This is a genomic window from Mesorhizobium sp. M0243 (assembly GCF_040321775.1).
Classification (GTDB): Bacteria; Pseudomonadota; Alphaproteobacteria; order Rhizobiales; family Rhizobiaceae; genus Mesorhizobium.
Genome location: NZ_JAMYSF010000049.1, coordinates 1 through 21,749 on the forward strand (window position 1 = coordinate 1; position 21,749 = coordinate 21,749).

The following is a 21,749-nucleotide window of genomic DNA, read 5'->3' on the forward strand; positions in this document are numbered from 1 at the left end:
CAAAAACACGGGGGCGATCATGCCCCCGTGTCGTCAAAAAGCTACCAGCCAAATATCCTGTCAGAACACTGAAGGTGCCTAAGTGAACTGCATTATCCCATGGGGGGCCGTTTTTGTTTGCACGGATACTGGCGTTGTTGGATTAGCCATTGCTAAAATATAGCTTTCCCGCAGCTATGGAAAGGAATAGCATCATCGCTGTTCCTGAGGGGATGAGGCGGTGTCACTGGCCGCGCAATCAGCATTTTTCCGCCTCGGTCTTGCACGGCCAGATCAGAAATCTGGGAGGAATGCATGACAAGAACAGCCAGCCTTGGGCGCTGCGGCGTCCTCGTTTTGACAGGTTTGGTGGGCGCGTGGCTGAACGTTGCTTCGGCTCGGGCCGAGGACGCCAACAAGGCCGACATCGAAGCCTTGAAAAAATCGCTCGCCAAATATGACGATTACACCGTCGCCGTCCGCGACCTCTATCTGTCGACGGTCGGCTGCGTCTACTACAGCGGAGAAAAGATAGCGGGTGCGATGGACTACCCGAAGGGCGCCATGGGTATCCACTTCGTCAATGTCCCGAGTGTCGGCCAGAAGCTCGACCCGATGCACCCCAATGTGCTGATCTATGAACCGACCAAGAAGGGCTTGCGGCTGGTGGGCGTGGAATGGCTGGTGCCTCTGACGCCGGACATCAAGGAACCCCCGAAGCTGTTTGGCCAGACCTTCATGGGGCCTATGGAGGGGCACTACCCTCTCATCCCGAAGGAGTTCGTCCACTACGACCTGCATGCCTGGCTCGGGGACAATCCGAACGGCATGTTCAGTCCGACGAATCCGAACGTGAAATGCAACAAGGCCGAGTTTCCGATGCTGGAAAAACCGACCAAGATGATGCCTGGGCCGATGTAACGGGCGAGTCAGGCAGGAACCTTTGCCGAGAAGACAAGCCGGATGGCTGGCTTGCCTTTGAAGCGGTCGGGAATCAGACCTTGGCGACGATCCGCATGAAGGCCGGCATGTCATCGCCGAAGCCGACGGTGGAATCGTTGTCTTCCTGGTGTCGTTGGCGGGCAGGGCGGCTGTTGTCGCGCTGCGGCCTCGTGTCGCCGCGTTCCGGTGCGCGCTGTTCATTGCGATCGGATGATTTGCGCTCGGTGTTTTCCGAACGGATCGCTTCCTTGCGCGAGCGCCGTTCGCCGACGTCGGCGGCTGCGGCCTCGGCCACCGGCTGATCCTCGCGGACTGTTTCCGGTGCCGTGTCTTCGCTGCGCTTGGCGTGGCGTTCGCGCGGTTTGCGCTCGCCGCCCTTTTCCCTGCCGCGATCGTCGTCCTTGCGGCCGGCGCGGCGCGGTGCGCCCTTGCCACGGCGCGGAGCATCATCCTCGCCGCCTTCGCTGGCAACAACCGTCGACAAGTCGCCGTCATGCCACTCGATCTTGTTGCCGATCAGACGTTCGATGGCATCGATGTATTTGGTGTCCGATTTGGTCGCGATGGTGAAGGATTTTCCGGAGCGTCCGGCGCGGCCGGTACGGCCGATACGGTGGACATAGTCCTCGGCGTGGATCGGCACGTCATAGTTGAAGACGTGGCTGACATCGGGGATGTCCAAGCCGCGCGCGGCGACGTCGGAAGCGACGAGGTAGCGCAGCTTGCCGTCGCGGAAATTGGCCAGCATCTGCATGCGCGCGCGCTGGTCCATGTCACCATGCAGCGCACCGGCGTCGAAATCATATTTCAGCAGCGAGCGGAACAGCTCCGCCACTTCAACCTTGCGGTTGCAGAAGATGATGGCGTTCTTCAGCTCCGCGTCTTCGGCCTTGATCAGATTGCGCAGCGTCTCGCGCTTGTCCCATGGCTTGGAGCCTGATTTGACCAGCCGCTGGATAATGTTGGTCGCCGCGGATGCTGCCTTCGAGACCTCGACGCGCACCGGCGCGTGCAGGAATTTCTCGGTCAGCTTGGTGATTTCCGGCGGCATCGTCGCCGAGAAGAACAGCGTCTGCCTGGTGAACGGGATCATCTCGCAGATGCGCTCGATATCGGGGATGAAGCCCATGTCGAGCATGCGGTCTGCTTCGTCGATGACGAGGATCTCGACACCGTTGAGCAACAGCTTGCCGCGCTCGCGGTGGTCGAGCAGGCGGCCGGGCGTCGCGATCAGCACGTCGACGCCGCGCTCCAGCTTCTTGTTCTGTTCGTCGAATGAGACACCGCCGATCAAGAGCGCGATGTTGAGCTTGTGGTTCTTGCCGTATCGGATGAAATTCTCTTCGACCTGCGCGGCGAGTTCGCGCGTCGGCTCCAGGATCAGCGTGCGCGGCATACGGGCGCGGGCTCGGCCGTTTTCGAGGCGGGTCAGCATCGGCAGCACGAAGGAAGCCGTCTTGCCAGTGCCGGTCTGGGCGATGCCCAGAATATCCTTGCCGAGCAAGGCGTGTGGGATCGCACCAGCCTGGATCGGCGTCGGCTGGGTATAGCCGGCGTCGGTGACTGCGGAAAGGACCTTCGGCGACAGGCCGAGGTCTGCGAAGGTCAACGCTTCTTGAGCGGTCGTGGTGTCTGAGGACAAGTGTTGTTGTCTTTGGCTGGTTCGGGGAAGCGCAACGGCGTCTAATGGCGTCTGTCGCGGCAAGCGCCACGCGCCTGCAAGATTGGTATTGCAATTAGGAGCAAGCCCTCGATTTGTCAACAGAAACGGGCAGCAATGGCACGATTGTGAAGTTGTAACCTTAATCGGGATGCTTAATCGACCTGTCGGCCGCAGCGCCGGCTCAATAGCGGAACTGTTCGGCGAGAATACGCTCGTTCCAGGAATGATTGGGATCGAACAACAACGTTGCTGTCGCCGTGGGTGATTCTCGCACCGTTACCGAGGTCACCGCCTTGACCTCGGTATGGTCGGCGGCGGCGTTCACCGGCCGCTTTTCCGGCTCGCGGATGTCGAAGCGTACGGTCGCCTTGTTGGAGAGCAGCGCGCCGCGCCAGCGGCGCGGGCGAAACGGGCTGACCGGGGTCAGCGCCAGCAGCGGCGCGTCGAGCGGCAGGATCGGTCCGTGCGCCGAAAGATTGTAGGCGGTGGACCCGGCCGGGGTTGCGATCATGACGCCGTCGCAGTTCAGTTCCTCAAGCCGTACCTGTTCGTCGACGGTGATGCGGATCTTGGCCGTCTGGTACGATTGACGCCACAGCGCCACCTCGTTGATCGCCAGTGCCGAAATCGTTTCGCCTTCCGAGGTCACGGCCAGCATCTCCAGCGGGCGGATCGTCTCGGCGACGGCGGCTTCGAGACGCTCCGTCAGGCCACCGGAACGATACTCGTTCATCAGGAAGCCGATGGTGCCGCGGTTCATGCCGTAGACCTTCTTGCCGGTCCCCATCGTGTCGCGCAGGGTCTGCAGCAGGAAGCCGTCACCCCCAAGGGCAACGACGATCCCGGCCTCCTCGACGGAAGACTGGCCATAGCGCGCCGACAGGCTTTCCAGCGCCGTCTTGGCGTCAGCGGTGTCGGACGAGACGAAGGCGATGCGGCTGGCGGCTTTGCTCATGGCTCCCCGATGACGACCGATTGGCAGCGGCAGGGCCGCGCCAGCGCCGGGGTAGCATGGGCGGGGTACGTCTGCAAAGGGAGCTGTCATCCCGGATGCGACCCATGCCGGATGGCAAGGCGGCCGCAGGACGGCGGATGCGGGCTTGCCGTTCGCGTATCATGTCAAAGGCTACGCGAATGTGATGGTTAAGACCGGCCTTAAAGTCTCGTAAAGCCGGATCGGTCATGTTAGCCGGCAGTGGATGGGTGGCGTGGGGGCTAGCCAGTCGAGGCCGACATATTGCCGGTAACACGCCTGATCATCGTCTTTCTGATGCTGGGAAGCTTCGCGCTGCTCTTTGCCGAACTGGTGCGCCAGTCCGAAGAGACGAGCTTCCGGCCGCAGCCCACGGCGTCGCGCTGTGGCGATGCAGCCGGAGCGCCATGCCCGCAAAGGGCGCTGTAGCGCTGTAACCTGATCATCCTTTCGGATGACCGGCGGCATTGGCGGCCGCTTCGGTGCGCGACATCGCGCGGCAGTTTCTCTCCTTAAAAGCAGTGGCCGGTCGGCCACCGCGAATTGCGGCCGCGAGCATTTCGGCCTCAACGGCCTGACGCGTCCGGCATCGCGGCTAAACCTCTTTCCTGGCTGCTCACTGAGTCACCACCGCATCGGGCGCATCAATGGGCGAGCCATGGCCGTATCCACGATAAGATATTGACTGTATGTTTAGTCATAGTTATTCCTGAGGTCGAGAATTGAGTTGGACAGCCGGGTTCCAGCCGGTGAATGGCCACAATAAAGGGGGGAATATCTTGACTGCCATGCGGCTTGCCGTTGCCGGCGCGCCGCAAATGCGATGTCGACGGCCTTTCTCGTGCCGTCGATCGGCATTGTCGCGGCCATCTTTTCGTCAGCAGGAAACGGACTTGGGGCCGTAGTGCCGCCGGTCCCAACAATGGGAGCATGCAGCATGAACTGGAAACTGACCGCGACGGCCATCGGCCTGTCGTTGCTGACTGTCACGGGCGTGGCCCGTGCCGAAGGCGAGCTCAACATCTACAATTGGGGCAACTACACCAGCCCCGACCTGATCAAGAAGTTCGAAGAGACCTACAAGGTCAAGGTCACCGTCACCGACTATGATTCCAACGACACCGCCTTGGCCAAGGTCCGGCAGGGCGCCTCCGGCTATGACATCGTCGTGCCCTCGGCGAGCGTCGTGCCGGTCTGGATCAGCGAAGGTCTGCTCTTGGAGACCGATCCCAACAAGATGGAAAACTTCAAAAACGTCGATCCCAGATGGGTCGATGTTCCATTCGATCCAGGCCGTAAATATACCGTTCCATGGCAGTGGGGCACGACCGGCATTTCGGTGAACAAGTCGGTTTATGCCGGCGACCCGAACACATCGGCGATCTTCCTCGACCCACCCCCCGAACTCGTCGGCAAGATCAATGTCGTACCCGAAATGGGTGACATCATGTTCCTCGCCATCGCCTACGAGGGTGGCAAATATTGCAGCAGCGACATGCAGATGCTGAAGAAGGTGCATGACAAGCTGGTGGAGGCGAAGGCGAAATGGCTTTCGCTCGATTATGCGGCCGTCGATGGCCTGGGCAGGGGCGACATCGCCGCGGGCGTCAACTGGAACGGCATATCGCTGCGCGAGCGGCTTGAGAACGACAAGATCGTCTATGGCTATCCCAAGGAAGGCTATCCGATCTGGATGGACAATGTCGCTGTCCTCAAGGACGCCAAGAATATCGACAACGCCAAGCTGTTCCAGAACTTCATCATGGATCCGCAGAATGCGGCGCTGATCTCAGCCTTTGCGCGTTATTCGAACGGCATCAAGGGCTCGGAAGCCTTCATGCCCGACGACATGAAGACCGCGCCGGAAGTGAACATCCCCGCTGAGTTCGCCACCAAGGGCCAGTTCATGCAGGCCTGCCCGCCGGATGTGCAGGCGCTCTACACGAAGATCTGGACCGACCTGCAGAAATGACCTGACCCGCGTTTTCCGCGCCGCTGCACGCGGCGCGGTCATCTCCCGTCCATGCCAAACGCGATGCGCAGATCGCAGGAGACTTCCCATGACCGATCTCGACCTTTGCTACATGCCGGCCGGCGAGGCGCTGCGGCTGTTCAAGGCGAAGAAGCTTTCGCCTGTCGAACTGATGCAGGCCACCATCCGCCGCGCAGAGGCAACCAAGGCGACGATCAACTGCTTCACCTTCACGCATTTCGACGAGGCGATGGACCTGGCTGGGAAGGCCGAGGCGAAATACGCCAGGGGCGCCCGGACCGGGGCGCTCGAGGGGTTGCCGATCGGCATCAAGGACGAGAGCTACATCAAGGGCAAGCCGACCTCGCATGGCTCGCTGCTGTCTGGGGATGCGATAGGCGGCCATACCTCGACGATGAACGAGCGCATCATCAAGGCCGGAGGCATTGTCCATGCCCGCACGGCGACGCCTGAATTCAGCTGCGCCGGCTACACCTGGTCGAAACGCTGGGGCGTGACGCGCAATCCGTGGAACCCGGATTTCACGCCCGGCGGTTCGTCCGGCGGTGCGGCGGCAACGCTGGCGTCCGGCACGTCGTCGATCGCCACCGGTTCCGACATTGCCGGGTCGATCCGCATTCCCGCGTCGGCCTGCGGTCTCGTCGGCTTCAAGCCGCCTTACGGGCGCAATCCGGACGAGCCGCCGTTCAACCTCGATTTTTATTGCCACACTGGACCGCTGGCGCGAAACGTCGGAGATGCGATCCTGCTGCAGAATGTGATGGCCGGACCAAGCCCGCTTGACATCGCTACGCTGCGCCCGAAACTGCGGCTGCCGCTCGACTACAAGCCGATCAAGGGCTGGAAGATTGCTTTCTCGATGGACCTTGGTTCTTTCGAAGTGGATCCCGATGTGCGCAAGAACACGCTTGCCGCCTGCGATGTGTTCCGCTCCCTTGGCGCCACGGTCGAGGAAGTCGATCTGGGCTGGGGCGACGAAGTGCTCAGGGCGGGCATGGCCTATCTGGAGCATCTGTTCGGCGCATCGCTGTCGCAGTTGCTCAAGAAGCACGGCAAGGACATGACGAGCTATGCCAGGCAGTTCGCCGAGGACGGGCAAAGGTCGAAGGCGACGGACTTTGTCGGAACCCTGGACGTGGCGGCCAGGATGTACCAGACGCTGGGGCCGTTGCTGGAGACCTATGATGTGCTGGTCTGCCCGACCAACGCGCTTCCCTCCGTGCCGGCGGAATTCGATCAGACCACGGGTACGGTCGAGATCAACGGCAAGCAGGTGAACCCGTCATTGGGATGGGTGATGACGACGCCGTTCAACATGATGAGCCGTTGTCCGGTTCTGTCCATCCCTTCGGGCCGGGCGGCAAGCGGCGTGCCGACAGGCATCCAGATCGTCGGCCGCACCTATTGCGATGCCGATGTTTTCCGCGCGGCCATGGCCTATGAGACGGCCAAGGGGCAGTGGTACACAAACGCCGAAACGCGTCCGTCGCTATAACAGGGCGCTGCGGCTTTTGCCGCGATGGTGGTTGATCCGCGGTCTCGGTTGTGGTGAGCCGACGCCGGACATCTCGAATAGACGGATCCGTGGCGGCGCCGGTGATCGCCGCCAGAAGGTCCGAAAGGAGCTGGACGAAGATGGCGCAACAAAAGGCCGCGGCGGCAAAACGCAAAGGCGCAATGGCGAAGAATGGAAGTGCGGCAAACGATGCCGCGCCGCCCAAGGACCGTCGGCGCGAACGCGGCGAAGCCAGCGTGCAGCGGATCATCGACGCCACCATCGAGCTCATCGCGGAGGAGGGGCTGGCAAGCGTCACCATGCAGCGCATCGCCGAACATGTCGGCTCGTCCAATGCCCTGGTCGTCTTCCATTTTCGCAGCAAGGAGAACCTGTTTCGCGCCGTCCTGCAGTATCTCAGCGATCGCTATGACGAGCTGTGGGTGACGTTGGTGCGGGCGCCCGGCCTGTCTCCGGTTGAGCGGGCCCTGGGCGCGGTCGATTGCGCGCAACGTTTCGCCCGCCAGCACCCGAAATGGGTTTCGGTCTTTGTCGTGTTCTCCAGCGACCGCAAGAGCATGCAGATCTACGACGAGATCGGCCTTCCGAGCGATCTCGCCTACACCGCCGAGGCGCGCGAGCTGCTGATCGAGATTTCGCGCAGCGGCGGTTATACCGGCGTCGACATCGACACGCTGTCGGAGAGCCTGAACTATCTGGTTCATGGCGCCTGGTATTGGGATCATCTCAATCCGTCCAGCCGTGACACCAACGTGCTGCGCAAGACCATGCTGCTCCTGCTGCATCAGGCGTTTCCGCGGCATTTCGAACTGATGCGCTAACCGCTTTCAGGGCTGCCGCAGATGGCAGCCTGCCTGCCGCTTCTGTTCCAGATACTCGTCGACAAGCTGGCGGTAGCGCACCTTGCCGAAGCTGGGGAAATGGCCGCCATGCACCACCGAGACATCGAGGTCGCGCATACACAGCAGCGTGGCGACATAGTCACCGACAACCGAGTGGTAGACGTCGTCGATCAGCGGGCCGTCATAGATGATGTCGCCGGATAACAGGATGCCCGTCCTGTTTTCGTAAAGCGCGATGCCGCCGGGTGAATGGCCGGGCGTGTGGATCACCTCGAAGGCCCGGTCGCCGAGATCGACGATATCGCCATGGTCGAGCAGACGGCCGGCGGGTGCGGGTAAAATGCCGTAGCGCGCCGTGTCCCAGCCTTGCGGCATGCGATCGAACATCTCGTCGGTCGCATAGGTGCCGGCTGCCGTCCATTCGTTGCGCGGATCGGCGAGGATGTCGGCCTCGGCGGCGTGTACGCAGCGGTCCGCAAATTCGTGATGGCAGCCGATATGGTCGAAATGCGTATGGCTGGCGACGCAAATCAGCTTGCGCTCGCTGACCAGCGGCACATGACGCCGAAGGCTGAAATGGCCGAGCCCAGTGTCGAAGAGGAGATCGCGGTCGCGGCCGCGCACATGCCACATGTTGCAGCGGAAGAACGGTTTTATCCATGGCTCGTGGATCAAGGTCACGCCATCGCTCATGCGGATGGTCTCGTACCAGTCTGGTGCCTCGATGACCGCGAGCGTGCCCATTTCAATCCGTCAGCAGAATGATCTGGTCGGTATCGCACGAAACGGCAACCGTGTCGCCCGGCCGGACGGTAGCTATCGCGGGCAGCCTGGCGATGAAGTGAAGCGACGGGTCTTCGACGGAGACGGCGAGCACGCGTTTGAAGCTGCCCTGGAAAACGATGTCGCTCACTCTGGCAGTACCGAGTTTGACGCTGCCTGCAGCCGTGCCGAGCACAAGATGCTCCGGTCGTATGGCCAGCACAACGCCAGAGCCCACCGGCAAGGCGCCGGGTACCGAGACCGGCCCGACCGGCGTCGCGACAGTGCCTGTCCGGTCCCCGGCCTCCGTGACCGTGCCGGCAAGGATCGTGCTTTCGCCCATGAAGGTCGCCGAAAAGCGTGTCGCCGGCCGTGCGTAGACGCGCTCGGGCGGGCCTTCGTCCTCGATGCGCCCGTCATTCATCACCACGCAATGGTCGGCCAGCGCCATCGCTTCTTCCTGGTCGTGGGTGACGTGGATGAAGGCGGTGCCGACGCGCTTCTGGATTGCTTTCAACTCGTCCTGCATCTGCCGGCGTAATTTGAGATCGAGCGCGCCGAGCGGCTCGTCGAGCAGAAGCACCGCCGGCTCGATCACCAGCGCCCGCGCCAGAGCCACGCGCTGCCGCTGGCCGCCGGAAAGCTGGTGCGGTTTCTTGTCGAAAGCAGCGGCGAGACCAACCAGGGCCAGCGCCGCGCGCGCCTTTGCCGCCCGCGTCGCGCCATCGACCCCCTGCATGCGCAGGCCGAAGCCGACATTGCTGCCAACGCTCATATGCGGGAACAGCGCATAGTCCTGGAACACCGTCGTCGTCGGGCGCTTGGCCGGCGGCACGGACGTGCAGTCCTCGCCACGGATGAACACCTTGCCTTCGCTGGGCGTGACGAAGCCGCCCAGAATGGACAGCAGCGTCGTCTTGCCGGAGCCCGAGGGCCCGAGCAGGATCGTGTAGCTGCCGGGCTCGATCTGCAGCGAAACGTCCTTCAGCACCGTATGCTGGCCGAAGCGATGCGAGACGGAGCGAATATCGACCAAAGGCGCAGTCATGCCTTTCTCCTGCGCAGCAATGTCAATTCGAACAGCACGACCAGCACGATGGAAACGGCGAAAACCAGCGAGCCGACGGCGTTGGTCTTCGGGTTGAGGCCGGAACGCAGCAGGTTCCAGATTTCGACCGGCAGCGTGGTGTCGAAGCGGGTGAGCAGGAAGGAGATCACGAACTCGTCCCAGGAGAAGGTCATCGACAGGAAGAAGCCGGCGAAGATGGCCGGCGCCATGACCGGCACGGTGATCAACAGCAGCACCTTCCATTCCGGCGCGCCGAGGTCGCGCGCGGCGCGTTCGATGTTGATCTGGTGGTCGCCCATCTGGCTGTAGATGATGGCAAAGCACAGCGGCAGGTTGATCACGACATGGCCGATCCCTGCCGCAAGCAGCGATTTCGGCAAGCCGGCCCAGTTGAACAGCACCAGCAGCCCCATGCCGATGATGAGATAGCTGACCGTCAGCGGCAGCGTGATCAGCCCGCGCAGCAGGCCGGAGCCCGGCAGGACGAAACGGGCAAAGCCCCAGGCGGATAGGAAACCGAGCGTGGCGGCGGCGAGCGACGAGATGGACGCCACCAGCAGCGAATTGACCAGCGCCGAGGTCAGCCTGACGTCGGAGAGCACCGCGTCGTACCAGCGCAGCGATGGGCCGGTGAAGGGCGGGATCGGAAACGACGTCGCCTGCAGTGAAAACAGCACCAGCACGATCACCGGCAGGAAGATGAAGCCGTAGATCAGGACGGCGTAGAGCCAGGAGGCGATGCGGACAATCCTGCGCATCTCAGGCCCGCTCGATCTTCAGCCAGCGGGCGCAGGCGAGGTAGGCAATGGTGACCACCGCCATCAGGATGATCGACAGCGCCGAGGCCAGCGGAAAGTCGCCGCGCCGGCCGATCTGCATCATCACCAGCTGCGGCATCAGCAGCTCGTTGTTGCCACCCAGGATCTGCGGCGTGATGTAGTCGCCGATGCACAGCACGAAGGTCAGGAAGGCGCCGACCATGATGCCGGGCAAGGTCAGCGGCAGCACGACATGCAGGAAGGTGCGCACCGGCCCGGCGCCGAGATCGGCGGCTGCCTTGCGGTAGCTCGGGCTGAGTTGCTTGAGATTGGCGAAGATCGTCAGCGTCAACAGCATGACGAAGAAATGCACGAAGCCGGTGACGGTGGCGAAACGAGTGTTGGCGAGTTGCAGCGGCTCGCTGAACAGGCCGGAGCCGGTGAGCGCCCGGTTGAGCACGCCATTCTGCGCCAGCACCAGCAGCCAGGAGTAGGAGCGCACGACATAGGAGGTCCAGAACGGCAGCACCGCCAGCATCAGCGCCAGCCGCTGCCAGCGTTCCGGCACCTGTTCGGCGAGAATCCAGGCAAAGGGATAGGCGAGCAGCACGGAGATCACGGTGACGATGGCGGTGACCTGCAGCGAGTTCACCATCGCCTGCCAGTAGGACGGATTGGTGAAGAACTGGCTGTAGTTGGACGCCGTGAAACCGCCGCCCTCATGCGCCGTCAGGCTGGAAAACCCCATGGCGATGAAGGGCAGCACGAAGAACAGCAGCGTCCAGCCGAGCGCCGGCGTGACCAGCGCCCAGGGCAGGGCCGCCCGGGGCAGGGGGTTATTTGCCGAGCTGCTCATGAGCGGTATCGGCTCATTTCGCCTGCAGCATTTCGGTCCACATGTCCTGCATCTTCTTGTCGAGATCGGCACTCGGCGCCGGATAGGCCTGGGCGCGGGCAAGGAAGCCCGGCTGTTCGTCGAAGCGCAGCACCTTCTTCTGGTCGTCGGTCAGCGCCGCCTTGGTGTTGGCCGGCATGCCCCAGTAGCAGGACGAGGTGGCAAGCCGCGCCTGGCCTTCCGGGCTCATAATGTACTGGATGAACTTCAGCGCCATGTCCTTGTTCTTGGAATCCTTGAACATGGCCAGCGACTGCGACCACAGCACCGCACCCTCCTTGGGGATGGAGAAGTCGAGCGCCGGGTTTTCCTTGGCCAGGCCCGCCGTCACCCATTCGCCGCCGCCGACCAGTATGTCGACCTCGCCGGTCGCCAGCGCCGTCTGGCTGGCGGTCACTTCGCCGACCAGTTTGGCATTGGCCTTCATCTTCAAGAGCTCTTCCTTGAGGGCAGGCAGGTCGGCTTCGGTGAGCTCGGCCGTCTTCTTGCCGATCGCGAGCGCGGCCATGCCGATGACCGGCAGGTAGTAGTCGTAGATGGCGACCTTGCCCTTGTACTTGTCGCCGGTGAGTGCTGCCATCGACTGCATGTCGGCGGGGTCAACCTTGGTCTTGTTGTAGCCGATCGTGTTGTAGCCGAACTTTTCGGTGATGCCGTAGCGCTTGCCGCCGACGACGGTGGAGCCGTCCATCTTCACCTGCGCAAACAGGTCGGCCAACGGCAGTTTGTCTTCCGGCAGCGGCTCGAACAGGCCCTTTTCGACACCGCGCGGCACGTCGATGCTGTCAATCACCATCACGTCCCAGTCACCCGGCTGCGACTGTTCGACGATGGCCAGCCCAGCGCCGGTGCCCTCGAACTCCTTGACGTTGACCTTGACGCCATTGGCCTCCTCGAACGGCTGCAGCAATGCCGGATCGGCATGATCGCACCAGATCAGCGCGTTGAGGTCGGCGGCTTGCGCGCCCGTCGAAAGCAGCAGTGCCGCGGCTGCGGTCGCCGCGCGCAAATGAGTTTTCAGGATGGAAAGAGGATTGCTGGCTGTGTGTGACATCGAGTGTTCTCCCTTGCCTTTGTGGCTTCTTGCAAAAAATTGAACCAATTCTAAAATTGAGTCAATTCTGTTTTTATGGCAAGAGGCTGACATGAGCGGATTGCGGGCAAGGCAAAAGGCAGACCGGCACCGACGCATCATCGAGGCGGCCGCGGAATTGTTTCGCGAGGCCGGCTACGAAGGCGCCAAGATCGAGGCGATCGCCGCCCAGGCCGCGGTCTCGGTCGGCACCATCTACAATTACTATGAAAACAAGGGCGACATCCTCGGCGCCATCGTCTCGCTGGAGGTCAACGAGGTGCTGAATGCCGGTCAGGGCGTCGTCGCCCGGCCGCCGGCCAATGTCGGGGATGCGCTGGACACGCTGATCGGCATCTATATCGAGCACTCGCTGCACTATCTCAGCAAGGAGATGTGGCGGCAGGCGATGGCGATCTCAACGCAACTGCCCGATAGCCCGTTCGGCCAAGCCTACACCGCGCTCGACCGCGCGCTAACGGAACAGATCCGCGCCCTGATCGTCCGCCTGCAAGCGCTCGGCCTTGTGCGGCAGGACATAGACGGGGCGGCGCTCGGCGAACTGATCTTCAACAATATGAACATGATGTTCATCGAATTCGTGAAGCGCGACGCGGCGAGGATTGCGGAATTGCGGGCGGCGGTACGGAGGCAGAACAGGATTCTGGTGGCGGCGATTGCGGTGTGAGTGGCAGGAAAGGGCAGGAGAAAGCGTTGCTTCCGCATAAGACCTGGTTTCAGATGCAGGTCGGCTCTTGAGTTGAATTTAAAACCTGATACAACTTATAGGAGCAAAAACGGGGGAGGGGTAAATGGGGGCGTTTTCCATCTGGCATTGGGCGATACTGCTGCTGTTGATCGGCGTGCCTGTTTTCTTTGCGGTTCGATCGGCCGCGAAGCCATCACAGAACCCTGAGGCTCTTGTGGGCTTCGGCGGCTGGCTGATGCTGCTGGCTATCGGTCAGACATTGTCACCGCTGCGCACACTCGCCGACTTCGCCAATTCGGCCGACGGCTACCAGCAACTCATGACCCTCCCGAACGGACCCCTGGCGGTGTATGGCGAGGTTGCCCTCAATCTGGCATTTCTGGCGCTTCAGCTGGTCGTGCTCGTTTCGATGTTGCGGCGAAGCCGCCGCTTTCCGCAATTGTTTCTGCTCCAGTGGCTGGCGATCCCTGTCGTTTTCATCCTGGACACGATCTGGGTTGCGTCAGCTCTGGGCGTTCCGGTGAGCCTGGTGCTCGCAGGCGACGCGCTGGTGGCCCCCATAGTCTCGTTTGTGCTGACAGGGCTCTGGGTCGCCTACGTCTACAAGTCCGTCAGGGTCCGGAACACGTTCACCGGGGTTGGGGCATCCACCCAGGTCGCGAGCGTGTCATAAAAGACAGCAAACTTGGAATATTTGGAGCATCACGGGCTCGGCGAACTGATGTTCAACAACATGAACATGATGTTCATCGAATCCGTGAAGCGCGAGGGGGAGAACCCGAACTGCGCGCGGTGATCGGCAGGCAGAACCGGATTCTTGTGGGGGTTGGGGTGACCTCGCGCACCACTATGTCGTCGTCGAACCTTGAGCGGCCAGATCCCGAGCCGGCCGACCGCAACCGTCCTCCGTGACGAGCTTTTGGGAGGTCTTTATTTCGGCCTCGTTTATACGTGTTGCCCGCGCTCTCGCCTGAAGATCAGCCAGGCGCGCCACAAGGGCTTGCAACGTCTCGACTTCAGGGCTCATCATTTTATTTGTCCGATTCAGGGGCGATTTGACGAGCTCAACCCGCCGCCATTCCTGCCGGCGGGCGTGTCCGGTTCGATGGTTCAGTCGTAGACTTTCACAATTTTGCGTGTGCTCGGGTCCACCAAAACCGTTCGGTTGTCGACCACAGTATAGCGGTATTTGACGTTGGGAACCTCGTGGAGTTCGACGGTGTCTGGCAGAGCCGTGCCGACATTCAACTCCACCCCTGGAAGCTTCACAGAAGCCAAGGGCTGCTTCTTCACATATTCGCGCACAACGGTGTCCTGTTCCGATGTGATAACCACATCCTGTGCCGCAACCGCGCCGACGCTGGCCAACAGCAAGAGCGCCGCAGCGGCGCTGCTTAGGTGCATCCTCATTGTTTTTCTCCTCTTGTAACCTGGCGGCAGCACGATCGGCTGCGCGCCAGCCACCGAACACGTCGCCAGGCCAAACGTTCCTCATACGGGCTTCTGTCTGAATCTGCGCAGGACCAAAGTCTGATTGGAAAACGCAATGGTCTTACCCGTTGGGAGTAGGCGGAACGGCTTAGGCCTAAAGGTTGTTGTCTCTCCAAATTCGGAGAGAAACAGTGGAAAAAAGTGTCGGCCAGGCGCGATGGTTGCTCGCACCGATTTTCGCAACAGCCATCACCTTCCTGGTGATGGGAATAGTCCTTCGCTGATATGGCGTGGATCGGCGCAGCTACGTCCCTTCCTGCGCTGATAGGGCCCGTGAGCCGCTTCGGCGGCTGCGGGTCCTGAATTTCACCATGCGCTGGGCCTGCTCATTCGGCAGCCTAGGCGCGTTCTTAGCTCATGCACCTTGGGAGGTTTATTATGGATCGGCGATCCTTCTTGACTGCAATGTTTGGTGTTGCCGGGGCAGCGGCCCTTGCAAGCACTGTCCGCCCAACTGACGCAATGGCGGGTGTTCCAGGAGCCGGACGCGGCATCCTCGATGAACTTGAGACGCCACAAACAGGAGCCTTTGACGAAGATGCACAGGCAGAAGTGCAGCAAGTCTACCATCGGGACTGGCACCACCGTCCCCACCGCCGCCGGCGGGGTTGGAGACGGGTCTGCCGCAGTTACTGGCGGCATGGCCGCCGTCGCGTCCGGTGCTACCGCCGACGCGGTCCTTCGGTCGTGCTTCGATTTTAGGTAGTTTTCCGCCTTGGCCCGTTCCGGCTCACGCGCCGAGAACGGGCCGGTTAGATTCCTTTGGTGAACGATAACAATGACATTGGCCCAGAGATCGAATGAGAGTGGCAGCGCAAACCAACCGGGAAATGACAATGATGATCATGCGCCCGGGTTTGTGGACGCCGTCTGTTTGCCGGACGAGGAAAACATTGCCGACCTTGTCAGGCGAACAGAGCGCATGGCCATTTTGGTGGTTCTTGGAATGGGCGGCTGGTTGATGTTAGTCCCGGCGATCTACCTTGTACTGATCCACGGGATATGAACGACGATTGTTTCGGTGTCGCGGTAGCTGACTGCAGCAGTACAATGTTCCCGCCATTTCAGCATAAGCTTACGGAATATCCCGGCGCGTCCAAAGTTGGATCGCAGGCATCGCATCACGGCTTCCGCAGCCCGTTTCGTGTCACCGGCAATGTGGGCGGGACGGGCTGTTTTGCTGGCGCCGGACGCAGTTGTCTGGAAGCACTCTATTGTAGTGGTCTACGTCCGGCATTCTTAGAGGGCGCTATAATCCAAATAGCCGAACGTAATCGGCTTCTGGCTTGCCGTAGGTGCCATTTGCGCGGCCCGCAAGGCCGCCACGCCTGATATGCACTTCGCCACGTCGAGAATAGATGAGACCACGTCCTTCCAGCACTTGCAGCCCAACTGTAACCCCTGGCTTGCTCCAAGCATGACGGCGAGAAACTCATGGGTGACCGCAAGGCGTTCGCCGTGGACCCGATCGTCACACATTAGAAGCCATCGCGCCAAACGCTGCCCCATAACGGGTCAATAAGTTTGGCATCTAAATTGCTCTGACAGGTATGGGGTGGGCGAGAGCCCGTCGCTTCGCAAATGGAGCGGCGGGTCTACTCTACCAGCGACTGTCGAATGGCCACGGCAGCAGAATGTACCCGCTTTCAGCAGAAGCTGACGGAACAACCGTGCGCACACAAAGTTGGATTGCAGGAAGCACCGCATGCCGGCTTCCGCAGCCCGTTTCGTGTCACCGGCAATGTGGGCGGGACGGGCTGTTTTGCGTTGGTGACTACTTGTGGGTGATCCAATCCAACAGGCCAACGTCGATCTGCTCGCACCCGACATATTCGCGGACCAAGCTCTCAGCCAAATCGCGCCATTGACATTCAGGCACGCTCATATCCCTGACCAGGGCTCGAAATGCAGAGCGAAGAATATCAGCATCGAAGGCGGAGACGGAAGCAGGAGTCGGGCCCGGATCTTCCCACCCCTGGGCCATTTCATCGCGGTGACGTTGGCGAAGGCGCGTGAGCAGTTCGCGTGATGCCTCGATTGCGCGTCGGGAGTGATCCATATCCCGGCGAAATGAGGCAGTTCCGGCCAGGGAATGGTGCCGCAACCGAAAGCTGGTTTCGATAGCCGCGCGTGCGACTTCCATATGCGTTTCAACCATCGCGGCCTCCCTTGCTGCGAAGGGATTTATTTACTCTCTTCTCACGCGTGACCCAAGAAGGATTCAACGTACGGTTTGATACGCAAGGGCCGCGCGCAGATGGGCGCGGATCGCGGCGGCGTCTCTAACGAGCATTCGGGCGTGAGTAAGCTGTTCAAACAAGACGTGCATTCGCGCTCGCTCATGGAATCCGCTGTTACCAAGCTCAACGGGATATTACGGGCGTGAAGCCGGTAACTGCCGAGGTCACCCGTTGGAAGTTGATGGGCCTGGGGGCCTTGGGCGTCACTGGCATGGCTGCGGCGGCGCCGGCCTCGCTTGTCACAGCCTATTGGGCGGATATGTGGCGCGTGCTGCGGGGCGGGTGTTTGATATCACGCGGCAGGGGCCAATGCCTCATCTATTTACCGTGCGGCTCCAACCTTTGGCGGTCGGCCTCAGCGGCATGCCAATCTCGGTCAATCGAACCTTCTGCTGCCTTGTGGAAATATTGAGAACACACGAGCCAGCCTTTAAGGGGTCGAAGCAACAATATGCATGCCCCGATGGTCAGGGGCAGGCTTGTGAGAATGTGTATCCAGAAAGGTGGCTCGAACCGCAACTGAAGCCAAAGAGCAAAGGCAAGGGCCGGGAATGCAATTATCGACATTGAGAAAAATGCAGGCCCATCAGCCGGGTCGGCAAAGGAAAAATCGAGCCCACAGACATCACAACGTGGAGCAAGCTTCAGGTAACCTGCGAACAGGTGTCCCTGCTGACACCGTGGGCACTGGCCCTTGAAACCGGTCAGGATCGGGTTTGTGGTTTCGTTGTAGTCAGTCATGACCGGCAACGCGGCAGACTCGGCATAGTTCCGGTCCGCTGTGGATGGGCGCCCTTAGCGCGATGTCATCCAGGACAGGAGGCGGGAGCTCGACGAACTGCCAATGCGGGTTGGAAAAAGCGGCAGCTTGCCCGCTGCCGGTCGAGGCACCCAAGCCCCGGCCGGTCCGCCTCTGCCCGGAAGTGGGGGCGGCCCCACTGAAACTCCGATTTTTGGTCAAGGGAACCTGGTTCTGAAAATGAAGTCTGGTTGTTAGCTTGGCTTAGCCCCCCGGCCAAGTGGTCTTGAGGCAGGGCCCGTCATTGCTGATCAGTGACGGGCCTTCGCGTTGACGCTGCTACGCCAACCCTCTGCCAATGACGCAACCGCCAAGGCCTTGTTTGGGTCCGACTAAAGCCCGATGCCGAGGCGCAAAGGTCTGACCCCTGAAACAACACAGCCTTTTCGACATTTGGAACGTGGCCGTCGATCATCGTCCCTTCATCGCCGGTTCGTTGATTACCCGCCACGGCTCGCTTGGCGTGGCGGGTAATCATTCACGGAGAGCGCATGCAGCTTGGCCAGATCATTGCGAACGCATTTGCAGCGGGGTTGGTCGCCGTCCTGATAGCAGTCGCGTTCCTGATCTTCGGAAAGCCGCTCTGGCCTGAACGAAACGTCCGGATGGTAATCATCCCGCCCGTCCATCGAATGACGACCACCGCCATTCACAATACGAGACCCGACCTGCCAACCAAGTTTGATTTGAACATTGTGCGGCCGAGACCGCTTACCAATGAAGGGACATGAGGGCTGCCCGATGATTTAGGGGTTCTTAGCGGCAGCGCGCCCCGCGCTGCTGATCGAAGAAAAGCAACCTTGGTCGGACCCGCATCGGTACTCACCCAAGCGGTCCGGGCCTACTTGATGGAACATCAGGTAATGCTAATGGTTATGGCTTGGCAGGGACCGCCCTCCCGGCACGTCCTCCTTGGACACGCCCGCTGCTGCCGTGAATGGGGCAGCGGGTGGCAGTTCAGAACCGATCCTCAACCACCTCGCTGAACGGCATCACGAGCACCGTTCTGCCGCTCTCGTCCGTGACTTCGAAGCTGCAGTCGAACCAACTGCGCATCGTGTCCATGCGAGTGTTGAAAACGAGATCACGCGCGTTCGCCAATGCATGGCCGTGCACGGCGCTGTCATCGGCCAGTTCGTCGCCCTCGTGGTCGGGGATTAGCCTTCCCCGGCAGCGCACGTTCATGAAGTAGCGCAAGTGCCCCTCTCATTGCTCTCGCTTGATGGGGAACTGGAACACGTTCGAGTATTCCCTCTCGGCATAACCATAGGCCTGTCCTGCGATCGATTCCAGCTTGGCGCGATCCTTCAGCAGGATCTGACCACGCGTGTTCTTGATCGCACCGACGCCCTCCAGCATCTGCACCGCAAGGGTCACACCGGGGCGACGCGCGCCCAGCATGATGCTCATGAACTCATGCGTTACAGGCATGTCGTCCTGTTCCAGCCGATCATGGGTCATAAGCAGCCAGCGCGCCAGCCGCTCCTCGATGGAGTAGCCAGCATTGGCATACGCGGTCTGACTGACTTGCACGATGAAGGTATGCACGAAGCGAAGAAGAAGCTCGCGCAGCGTGGCGCTGTGGTCCATCGCCGCCTGAAGCTCGACCGCCCCGATACGGAATGCTTCACCCGCAGCCTGAACCATGCAGGTGTGAGGCGTGCGGTCGACGCCGAGCACGACAGAAATTCCCGCGAGGCCCTCTGATCCGACCATGCCTACCTCAAACCGTCCTTCCTCGGTGTCGGCGACAATCGAGGCAATCCCTCGTTCCGGGAAGGTTACATGCGTGATCTGCTGCTCCGCTTTGAACAAGTGTTCGCGGGCCCCCAACGTGACCGGTTCGAGATGCGGCGCGATGAGCGCGAAGTCATCTGGCGACAAAGACGTCAGTAGCCGATTACGGATGTGTGGTTGATGAAGCTGAGCCACGCTCTCGCCTCCCAGTTTGGGGCAAGAGCACCGCACCTCAGCTATCTCTCAGTCGCCTGCGCCCAAAAAGTTAGCAGGCGATGGAGATTTATCCTCCTGAAATCGATCAAAGGCTACATTTAAACGTCTAACCAGCCGTTGGGTACGATTCGTACAATGGCTCCGCTGCTATGTTGCGGGCGGGAAGAGACACGGCGCGCTGGCCTCTTCAAACCGTAAGAACTTTTTGTCGTCGGGTGAAGAACGCACATGAAACCGGATTGCGGCGGCGTCTCTGACTTCCATGCGAACATGAGCAATATCGTCGAGCAGCGCACGCATTCGGGCCCGCTCATGCGCAAGGCTGGCGCGCAGGGCACGTGCTAGCTCCAGGTCATTCAGCACGGTGTCAATGGCGTTCATAGGCGGGTCAAAAGCGAGGCGTAGGTTGGTTTCATACCAAGCCATATCACATCCAAGTTACCCTTTAGATGGAACTAAAGTTCTGTCCCGCCGTTGCTTTGGCCGATGTAGGGGGCCTCATGAGCGACATTGCTATTCTGGTCGTCGAAGACGAACCCCTGATCCTGCTCGACCTTGAAACAGCTTTGCAGGAAGCTGGCTTTCTCGTCGTAGGAGTGCCGAATGCCGAAGCCGCCGTGGAGGCGTTTGATGAGGATCCAAGCAAGTTCGCCGGCCTCCTTACGGACATTCGCCTCGGCTCAGGAGAATCTGGGTGGGAAATAGCCAGGCATGTAAGGCGAGGCAACTCAAGCCTACCTGTGGTCTACATCAGCGGCAATAGTGCGGATTTGTGGGGGTCTGAAGGCGTCCCAGACAGCGTGATGATCGTCAAGCCATTCTTCCTCCCCCAGATTATTACGGCGCTGTCGACACTGCTCAATCAGCAACACCCAACAGCAGCGAACGGAGGCGAACCCTCTCATTAGAGCAAGTCGGCGTATTGGAAGGCGAATACTGCTTCAGTGGGCGGATCACTATGTGCACCTACTTCGAAAGCCCCATAGCCCACCCCAGAGACAAGGCTAACGCGAACCCAATACAAACAGCCGCCAAGATCCACATTGTTGCTATCTCCGCTCGTTATGCGGGTAACAATGCAGAAAGCGATCAATGGTTGCACGCGGCCGCGCGGCGCTGCCATTCGCACTGTGCTGGTGCCCCCGGACGGAATCGAACCGCCGACCTTCGGTTTACAAAACCGCTGCTCTACCAGCTGAGCTACAAGGGCACGGCGCTCCGGTTAGCATATTTGTTGCGCCAGTAAAGACAAAACTCCGTTTTTTCCTGGCATGCCGCGTGGCCCGTCGGCGAGGGCATCCTGAAAAGCCCTAGATTGCTTCCTACATCTGGGGAAGGTGCAATCGCTTTGCGCAGAGGTGTCGCATGATCAGATTAGTCATCATTCTCCCGATCATCTTCGTGGCCTGGATGCTGCTGGTGAAGATCATCAGCGATGTGAAGAAGGCCAATGTCGACTGGACCGGCGTCACCACCATCATCGGCTTCATCGCGATGGCCTTCTGGCTGCGCCATGTCACGGGGATGGGGTGAGGAAATAGGGGAATAGGGGAATAGGGGAATAGGGGAATAGGGGAATAGGGGAATAGGGGGCGACGGTTCATTGGTGTCCTTGCCGTCGTTGCTCGTTTGCGCCAATGGCGCTCCACAAAAAATCTCCAAGCCTTTCGAACCTTTTGCCGCGCCGCGCCGACTGATGGTTAGAGGCGAATGGGTCGCCTCGATCAAAAGATCCAGGAGATCATCATGTTCAAGCGCACTGTTACCTCAGGCCTCGTCGCCATCTTCGTCGCCACCGGCGCGCTCGCCGGCACTGTCGGCACGTCGTCAGCCCACGGCATGCACGGCCATCACCACAACTACAACCATCACAAGAAGCACTTCAAGAAGTACTGGTGGAAGCACTACAACCATCACCACAACCATCACCACAGGCATGGCAGGGTGATCATTTTCCTTTGATGGAGGGACCCATTCTTCCAAAAGGGCGGCTTCGGCCGTAATGCAGTTCACTTAGGCACCTTCAGTGTTCTGACAGGATATTTGGCTGGTAGCTTTTTGACGACACGGGGGCATGATCGCCCCCGTGTTTT

Annotated in this window: 26 protein-coding genes, 1 tRNA gene and 1 pseudogene; 13 read left to right on the forward strand and 15 right to left on the reverse strand. The window is 60.6% G+C overall.

Going from position 1 to position 21,749, the window contains the following annotated elements; all coding sequences use genetic code 11:
* Positions 1-294 precede the first annotated feature (294 nt).
* A complete protein-coding gene (locus NKJ11_RS32605) occupies positions 295-900 on the forward strand; it encodes a hypothetical protein (protein WP_352629451.1) in 606 nt (201 codons plus the stop codon).
* Between the two features lie 73 nt (positions 901-973).
* Here NKJ11_RS32605 and NKJ11_RS32610 read toward each other — a convergent pair whose 3' ends face one another.
* Positions 974-2,563, reverse strand: coding sequence for a DEAD/DEAH box helicase (locus NKJ11_RS32610; protein ID WP_352439940.1), 1,590 nt, complete (start codon positions 2,561-2,563; stop codon positions 974-976).
* 202 nt (positions 2,564-2,765) lie between these two features.
* A complete protein-coding gene (locus NKJ11_RS32615) occupies positions 2,766-3,539 on the reverse strand; it encodes an NAD kinase (RefSeq protein ID WP_023812117.1) in 774 nt (257 codons plus the stop codon).
* A 282-nt stretch (positions 3,540-3,821) separates the two neighbouring features.
* On the opposite strand from NKJ11_RS32615, the gene NKJ11_RS32620 reads away from it, so the two are divergent.
* From NKJ11_RS32620 to NKJ11_RS32635, 4 genes are all read left to right on the forward strand, one after another.
* Complete coding sequence (locus NKJ11_RS32620; RefSeq protein ID WP_164748845.1) at positions 3,822-3,986, forward strand: hypothetical protein; 165 nt, start codon at positions 3,822-3,824, stop codon at positions 3,984-3,986.
* Positions 3,987-4,494: 508 nt separating this feature from the next.
* On the forward strand, positions 4,495-5,529 hold the full coding sequence (locus NKJ11_RS32625) for an extracellular solute-binding protein (RefSeq protein WP_128305861.1): 1,035 nt from the start codon (positions 4,495-4,497) through the stop codon (positions 5,527-5,529).
* Positions 5,530-5,617: 88 nt separating this feature from the next.
* Positions 5,618-7,045, forward strand: coding sequence for an amidase (locus NKJ11_RS32630; RefSeq protein ID WP_352679408.1), 1,428 nt, complete (start codon positions 5,618-5,620; stop codon positions 7,043-7,045).
* 140 nt (positions 7,046-7,185) lie between these two features.
* Complete coding sequence (locus NKJ11_RS32635; RefSeq protein WP_352751394.1) at positions 7,186-7,887, forward strand: TetR/AcrR family transcriptional regulator; 702 nt, start codon at positions 7,186-7,188, stop codon at positions 7,885-7,887.
* Positions 7,888-7,893: 6 nt separating this feature from the next.
* Here NKJ11_RS32635 and NKJ11_RS32640 read toward each other — a convergent pair whose 3' ends face one another.
* The 5 genes from NKJ11_RS32640 to NKJ11_RS32660 are packed head-to-tail and all read right to left on the reverse strand — an operon-like array spanning position 7,894 to position 12,446.
* Entirely contained in the window at positions 7,894-8,652 is a 759-nt protein-coding gene (locus tag NKJ11_RS32640) for an MBL fold metallo-hydrolase (RefSeq protein WP_352795102.1), read from the reverse strand.
* A 1-nt stretch (position 8,653) separates the two neighbouring features.
* The gene (locus NKJ11_RS32645; protein WP_352439946.1) at positions 8,654-9,718 is read right to left on the reverse strand and encodes an ABC transporter ATP-binding protein; all 1,065 of its coding nucleotides are present in this window, start codon (positions 9,716-9,718) and stop codon (positions 8,654-8,656) included.
* Positions 9,715-10,497, reverse strand: coding sequence for an ABC transporter permease (locus NKJ11_RS32650; protein ID WP_352439947.1), 783 nt, complete (start codon positions 10,495-10,497; stop codon positions 9,715-9,717). Before NKJ11_RS32650 ends, NKJ11_RS32645 begins: the two co-directional genes overlap by 4 nt.
* Position 10,498: 1 nt before the next feature.
* Entirely contained in the window at positions 10,499-11,353 is an 855-nt protein-coding gene (locus NKJ11_RS32655) for an ABC transporter permease (RefSeq protein WP_128305855.1), read from the reverse strand.
* A gap of 13 nt (positions 11,354-11,366) precedes the next feature.
* Complete coding sequence (locus NKJ11_RS32660) at positions 11,367-12,446, reverse strand: polyamine ABC transporter substrate-binding protein (RefSeq protein ID WP_352795103.1); 1,080 nt, start codon at positions 12,444-12,446, stop codon at positions 11,367-11,369.
* Between the two features lie 91 nt (positions 12,447-12,537).
* Here NKJ11_RS32660 and NKJ11_RS32665 point away from each other — a divergent pair, with 91 nt between their 5' ends.
* Both NKJ11_RS32665 and NKJ11_RS32670 read left to right on the forward strand, forming a co-directional pair.
* Positions 12,538-13,152: a TetR/AcrR family transcriptional regulator gene (locus NKJ11_RS32665; RefSeq protein ID WP_352679425.1), complete on the forward strand. Its 615-nt coding sequence runs from the start codon at positions 12,538-12,540 to the stop codon at positions 13,150-13,152.
* 124 nt (positions 13,153-13,276) lie between these two features.
* Positions 13,277-13,846, forward strand: coding sequence for a DUF2569 family protein (locus NKJ11_RS32670; RefSeq protein ID WP_352795104.1), 570 nt, complete (start codon positions 13,277-13,279; stop codon positions 13,844-13,846).
* Between the two features lie 437 nt (positions 13,847-14,283).
* On the opposite strand, the gene NKJ11_RS32675 is transcribed toward NKJ11_RS32670, so the two are convergent.
* Positions 14,284-14,583, reverse strand: a complete 300-nt coding sequence (locus NKJ11_RS32675; RefSeq protein ID WP_352795111.1) for a DUF1236 domain-containing protein — start codon at positions 14,581-14,583, stop codon at positions 14,284-14,286.
* Positions 14,584-15,442: 859 nt separating this feature from the next.
* On the opposite strand from NKJ11_RS32675, the gene NKJ11_RS32680 reads away from it, so the two are divergent.
* Positions 15,443-15,670, forward strand: coding sequence for a hypothetical protein (locus tag NKJ11_RS32680; protein WP_352795105.1), 228 nt, complete (start codon positions 15,443-15,445; stop codon positions 15,668-15,670).
* A gap of 243 nt (positions 15,671-15,913) precedes the next feature.
* On the opposite strand, the pseudogene NKJ11_RS32685 reads toward NKJ11_RS32680, so the two are convergent.
* Together NKJ11_RS32685 and NKJ11_RS32690 are read right to left on the reverse strand one after the other, a co-directional pair.
* Positions 15,914-16,167 (reverse strand): annotated as a pseudogene (locus tag NKJ11_RS32685) (helix-turn-helix domain-containing protein); the annotation flags it as partial.
* 271 nt (positions 16,168-16,438) lie between these two features.
* Positions 16,439-16,822, reverse strand: coding sequence for a hypothetical protein (locus NKJ11_RS32690; protein WP_352795106.1), 384 nt, complete (start codon positions 16,820-16,822; stop codon positions 16,439-16,441).
* 224 nt (positions 16,823-17,046) lie between these two features.
* Between NKJ11_RS32690 and NKJ11_RS32695 the strand changes: the two genes are divergently transcribed.
* A complete protein-coding gene (locus tag NKJ11_RS32695; protein WP_352795107.1) occupies positions 17,047-17,316 on the forward strand; it encodes a DUF1515 family protein in 270 nt (89 codons plus the stop codon).
* On the opposite strand, the gene NKJ11_RS32700 is transcribed toward NKJ11_RS32695, so the two are convergent.
* The gene (locus NKJ11_RS32700) at positions 17,223-17,645 is read right to left on the reverse strand and encodes a DUF983 domain-containing protein (protein ID WP_352795108.1); all 423 of its coding nucleotides are present in this window, start codon (positions 17,643-17,645) and stop codon (positions 17,223-17,225) included. The two genes, NKJ11_RS32695 and NKJ11_RS32700, sit on opposite strands and share 94 nt — an antisense overlap.
* A 549-nt stretch (positions 17,646-18,194) precedes the next feature.
* Between NKJ11_RS32700 and NKJ11_RS32705 the strand changes: the two genes are divergently transcribed.
* Positions 18,195-18,434 carry a hypothetical protein gene (locus NKJ11_RS32705; protein ID WP_352719943.1) on the forward strand — a complete coding sequence of 80 codons (240 nt, stop codon included), beginning with the start codon at positions 18,195-18,197 and terminating at the stop codon, positions 18,432-18,434.
* Positions 18,435-18,660: 226 nt separating this feature from the next.
* Here the strand turns inward: NKJ11_RS32705 and NKJ11_RS32710 are convergent, their stop codons facing one another.
* The 3 genes from NKJ11_RS32710 to NKJ11_RS32720 form a co-directional block, all read right to left on the reverse strand.
* Positions 18,661-18,900, reverse strand: a complete 240-nt coding sequence (locus NKJ11_RS32710) for a DUF6894 family protein (protein WP_127291335.1) — start codon at positions 18,898-18,900, stop codon at positions 18,661-18,663.
* Between the two features lie 9 nt (positions 18,901-18,909).
* Positions 18,910-19,635: a Crp/Fnr family transcriptional regulator gene (locus NKJ11_RS32715; RefSeq protein WP_352581503.1), complete on the reverse strand. Its 726-nt coding sequence runs from the start codon at positions 19,633-19,635 to the stop codon at positions 18,910-18,912.
* Between the two features lie 168 nt (positions 19,636-19,803).
* The gene (locus NKJ11_RS32720; RefSeq protein ID WP_352581502.1) at positions 19,804-20,082 is read right to left on the reverse strand and encodes a hypothetical protein; all 279 of its coding nucleotides are present in this window, start codon (positions 20,080-20,082) and stop codon (positions 19,804-19,806) included.
* 74 nt (positions 20,083-20,156) lie between these two features.
* On the opposite strand from NKJ11_RS32720, the gene NKJ11_RS32725 reads away from it, so the two are divergent.
* Positions 20,157-20,564: a response regulator gene (locus NKJ11_RS32725; protein ID WP_352581501.1), complete on the forward strand. Its 408-nt coding sequence runs from the start codon at positions 20,157-20,159 to the stop codon at positions 20,562-20,564.
* Positions 20,565-20,790: 226 nt separating this feature from the next.
* Here the strand turns inward: NKJ11_RS32725 and NKJ11_RS32730 are convergent.
* Positions 20,791-20,866 (reverse strand) — tRNA-Thr (locus NKJ11_RS32730).
* A 155-nt stretch (positions 20,867-21,021) separates the two neighbouring features.
* Here NKJ11_RS32730 and NKJ11_RS32735 point away from each other — a divergent pair.
* Together NKJ11_RS32735 and NKJ11_RS32740 are read left to right on the forward strand one after the other, a co-directional pair.
* A complete protein-coding gene (locus NKJ11_RS32735; protein ID WP_352795109.1) occupies positions 21,022-21,189 on the forward strand; it encodes a hypothetical protein in 168 nt (55 codons plus the stop codon).
* Between the two features lie 213 nt (positions 21,190-21,402).
* On the forward strand, positions 21,403-21,618 hold the full coding sequence (locus NKJ11_RS32740; RefSeq protein ID WP_352795110.1) for a hypothetical protein: 216 nt from the start codon (positions 21,403-21,405) through the stop codon (positions 21,616-21,618).
* Positions 21,619-21,749: the final 131 nt, after the last annotated feature.

What these genes read in the sequence shown, in the direction of transcription:
- NKJ11_RS32605 (WP_352629451.1), top strand. Translation starts at nt 295, where the DNA reads ATGACAAGAACAGCCAGCCTTGGGCGCTGCGGCGTCCTCGTTTTGACA.
- NKJ11_RS32615 (WP_023812117.1), bottom strand. Translation starts at nt 3,539, where the DNA reads ATGAGCAAAGCCGCCAGCCGCATCGCCTTCGTCTCGTCCGACACCGCT.
- NKJ11_RS32625 (WP_128305861.1), top strand. Translation starts at nt 4,495, where the DNA reads ATGAACTGGAAACTGACCGCGACGGCCATCGGCCTGTCGTTGCTGACT.
- NKJ11_RS32630 (WP_352679408.1), top strand. Translation starts at nt 5,618, where the DNA reads ATGACCGATCTCGACCTTTGCTACATGCCGGCCGGCGAGGCGCTGCGG.
- NKJ11_RS32635 (WP_352751394.1), top strand. Translation starts at nt 7,186, where the DNA reads ATGGCGCAACAAAAGGCCGCGGCGGCAAAACGCAAAGGCGCAATGGCG.
- NKJ11_RS32640 (WP_352795102.1), bottom strand. Translation starts at nt 8,652, where the DNA reads ATGGGCACGCTCGCGGTCATCGAGGCACCAGACTGGTACGAGACCATC.
- NKJ11_RS32645 (WP_352439946.1), bottom strand. Translation starts at nt 9,718, where the DNA reads ATGACTGCGCCTTTGGTCGATATTCGCTCCGTCTCGCATCGCTTCGGC.
- NKJ11_RS32650 (WP_352439947.1), bottom strand. Translation starts at nt 10,497, where the DNA reads ATGCGCAGGATTGTCCGCATCGCCTCCTGGCTCTACGCCGTCCTGATC.
- NKJ11_RS32655 (WP_128305855.1), bottom strand. Translation starts at nt 11,353, where the DNA reads ATGAGCAGCTCGGCAAATAACCCCCTGCCCCGGGCGGCCCTGCCCTGG.
- NKJ11_RS32660 (WP_352795103.1), bottom strand. Translation starts at nt 12,446, where the DNA reads ATGTCACACACAGCCAGCAATCCTCTTTCCATCCTGAAAACTCATTTG.
- NKJ11_RS32665 (WP_352679425.1), top strand. Translation starts at nt 12,538, where the DNA reads ATGAGCGGATTGCGGGCAAGGCAAAAGGCAGACCGGCACCGACGCATC.
- NKJ11_RS32670 (WP_352795104.1), top strand. Translation starts at nt 13,277, where the DNA reads ATGGGGGCGTTTTCCATCTGGCATTGGGCGATACTGCTGCTGTTGATC.
- NKJ11_RS32675 (WP_352795111.1), bottom strand. Translation starts at nt 14,583, where the DNA reads ATGAGGATGCACCTAAGCAGCGCCGCTGCGGCGCTCTTGCTGTTGGCC.
- NKJ11_RS32680 (WP_352795105.1), top strand. Translation starts at nt 15,443, where the DNA reads ATGACATTGGCCCAGAGATCGAATGAGAGTGGCAGCGCAAACCAACCG.
- NKJ11_RS32690 (WP_352795106.1), bottom strand. Translation starts at nt 16,822, where the DNA reads ATGGTTGAAACGCATATGGAAGTCGCACGCGCGGCTATCGAAACCAGC.
- NKJ11_RS32700 (WP_352795108.1), bottom strand. Translation starts at nt 17,645, where the DNA reads ATGACTGACTACAACGAAACCACAAACCCGATCCTGACCGGTTTCAAG.
- NKJ11_RS32705 (WP_352719943.1), top strand. Translation starts at nt 18,195, where the DNA reads ATGCAGCTTGGCCAGATCATTGCGAACGCATTTGCAGCGGGGTTGGTC.
- NKJ11_RS32720 (WP_352581502.1), bottom strand. Translation starts at nt 20,082, where the DNA reads ATGGCTTGGTATGAAACCAACCTACGCCTCGCTTTTGACCCGCCTATG.
- NKJ11_RS32725 (WP_352581501.1), top strand. Translation starts at nt 20,157, where the DNA reads ATGAGCGACATTGCTATTCTGGTCGTCGAAGACGAACCCCTGATCCTG.
- NKJ11_RS32735 (WP_352795109.1), top strand. Translation starts at nt 21,022, where the DNA reads ATGATCAGATTAGTCATCATTCTCCCGATCATCTTCGTGGCCTGGATG.
- NKJ11_RS32740 (WP_352795110.1), top strand. Translation starts at nt 21,403, where the DNA reads ATGTTCAAGCGCACTGTTACCTCAGGCCTCGTCGCCATCTTCGTCGCC.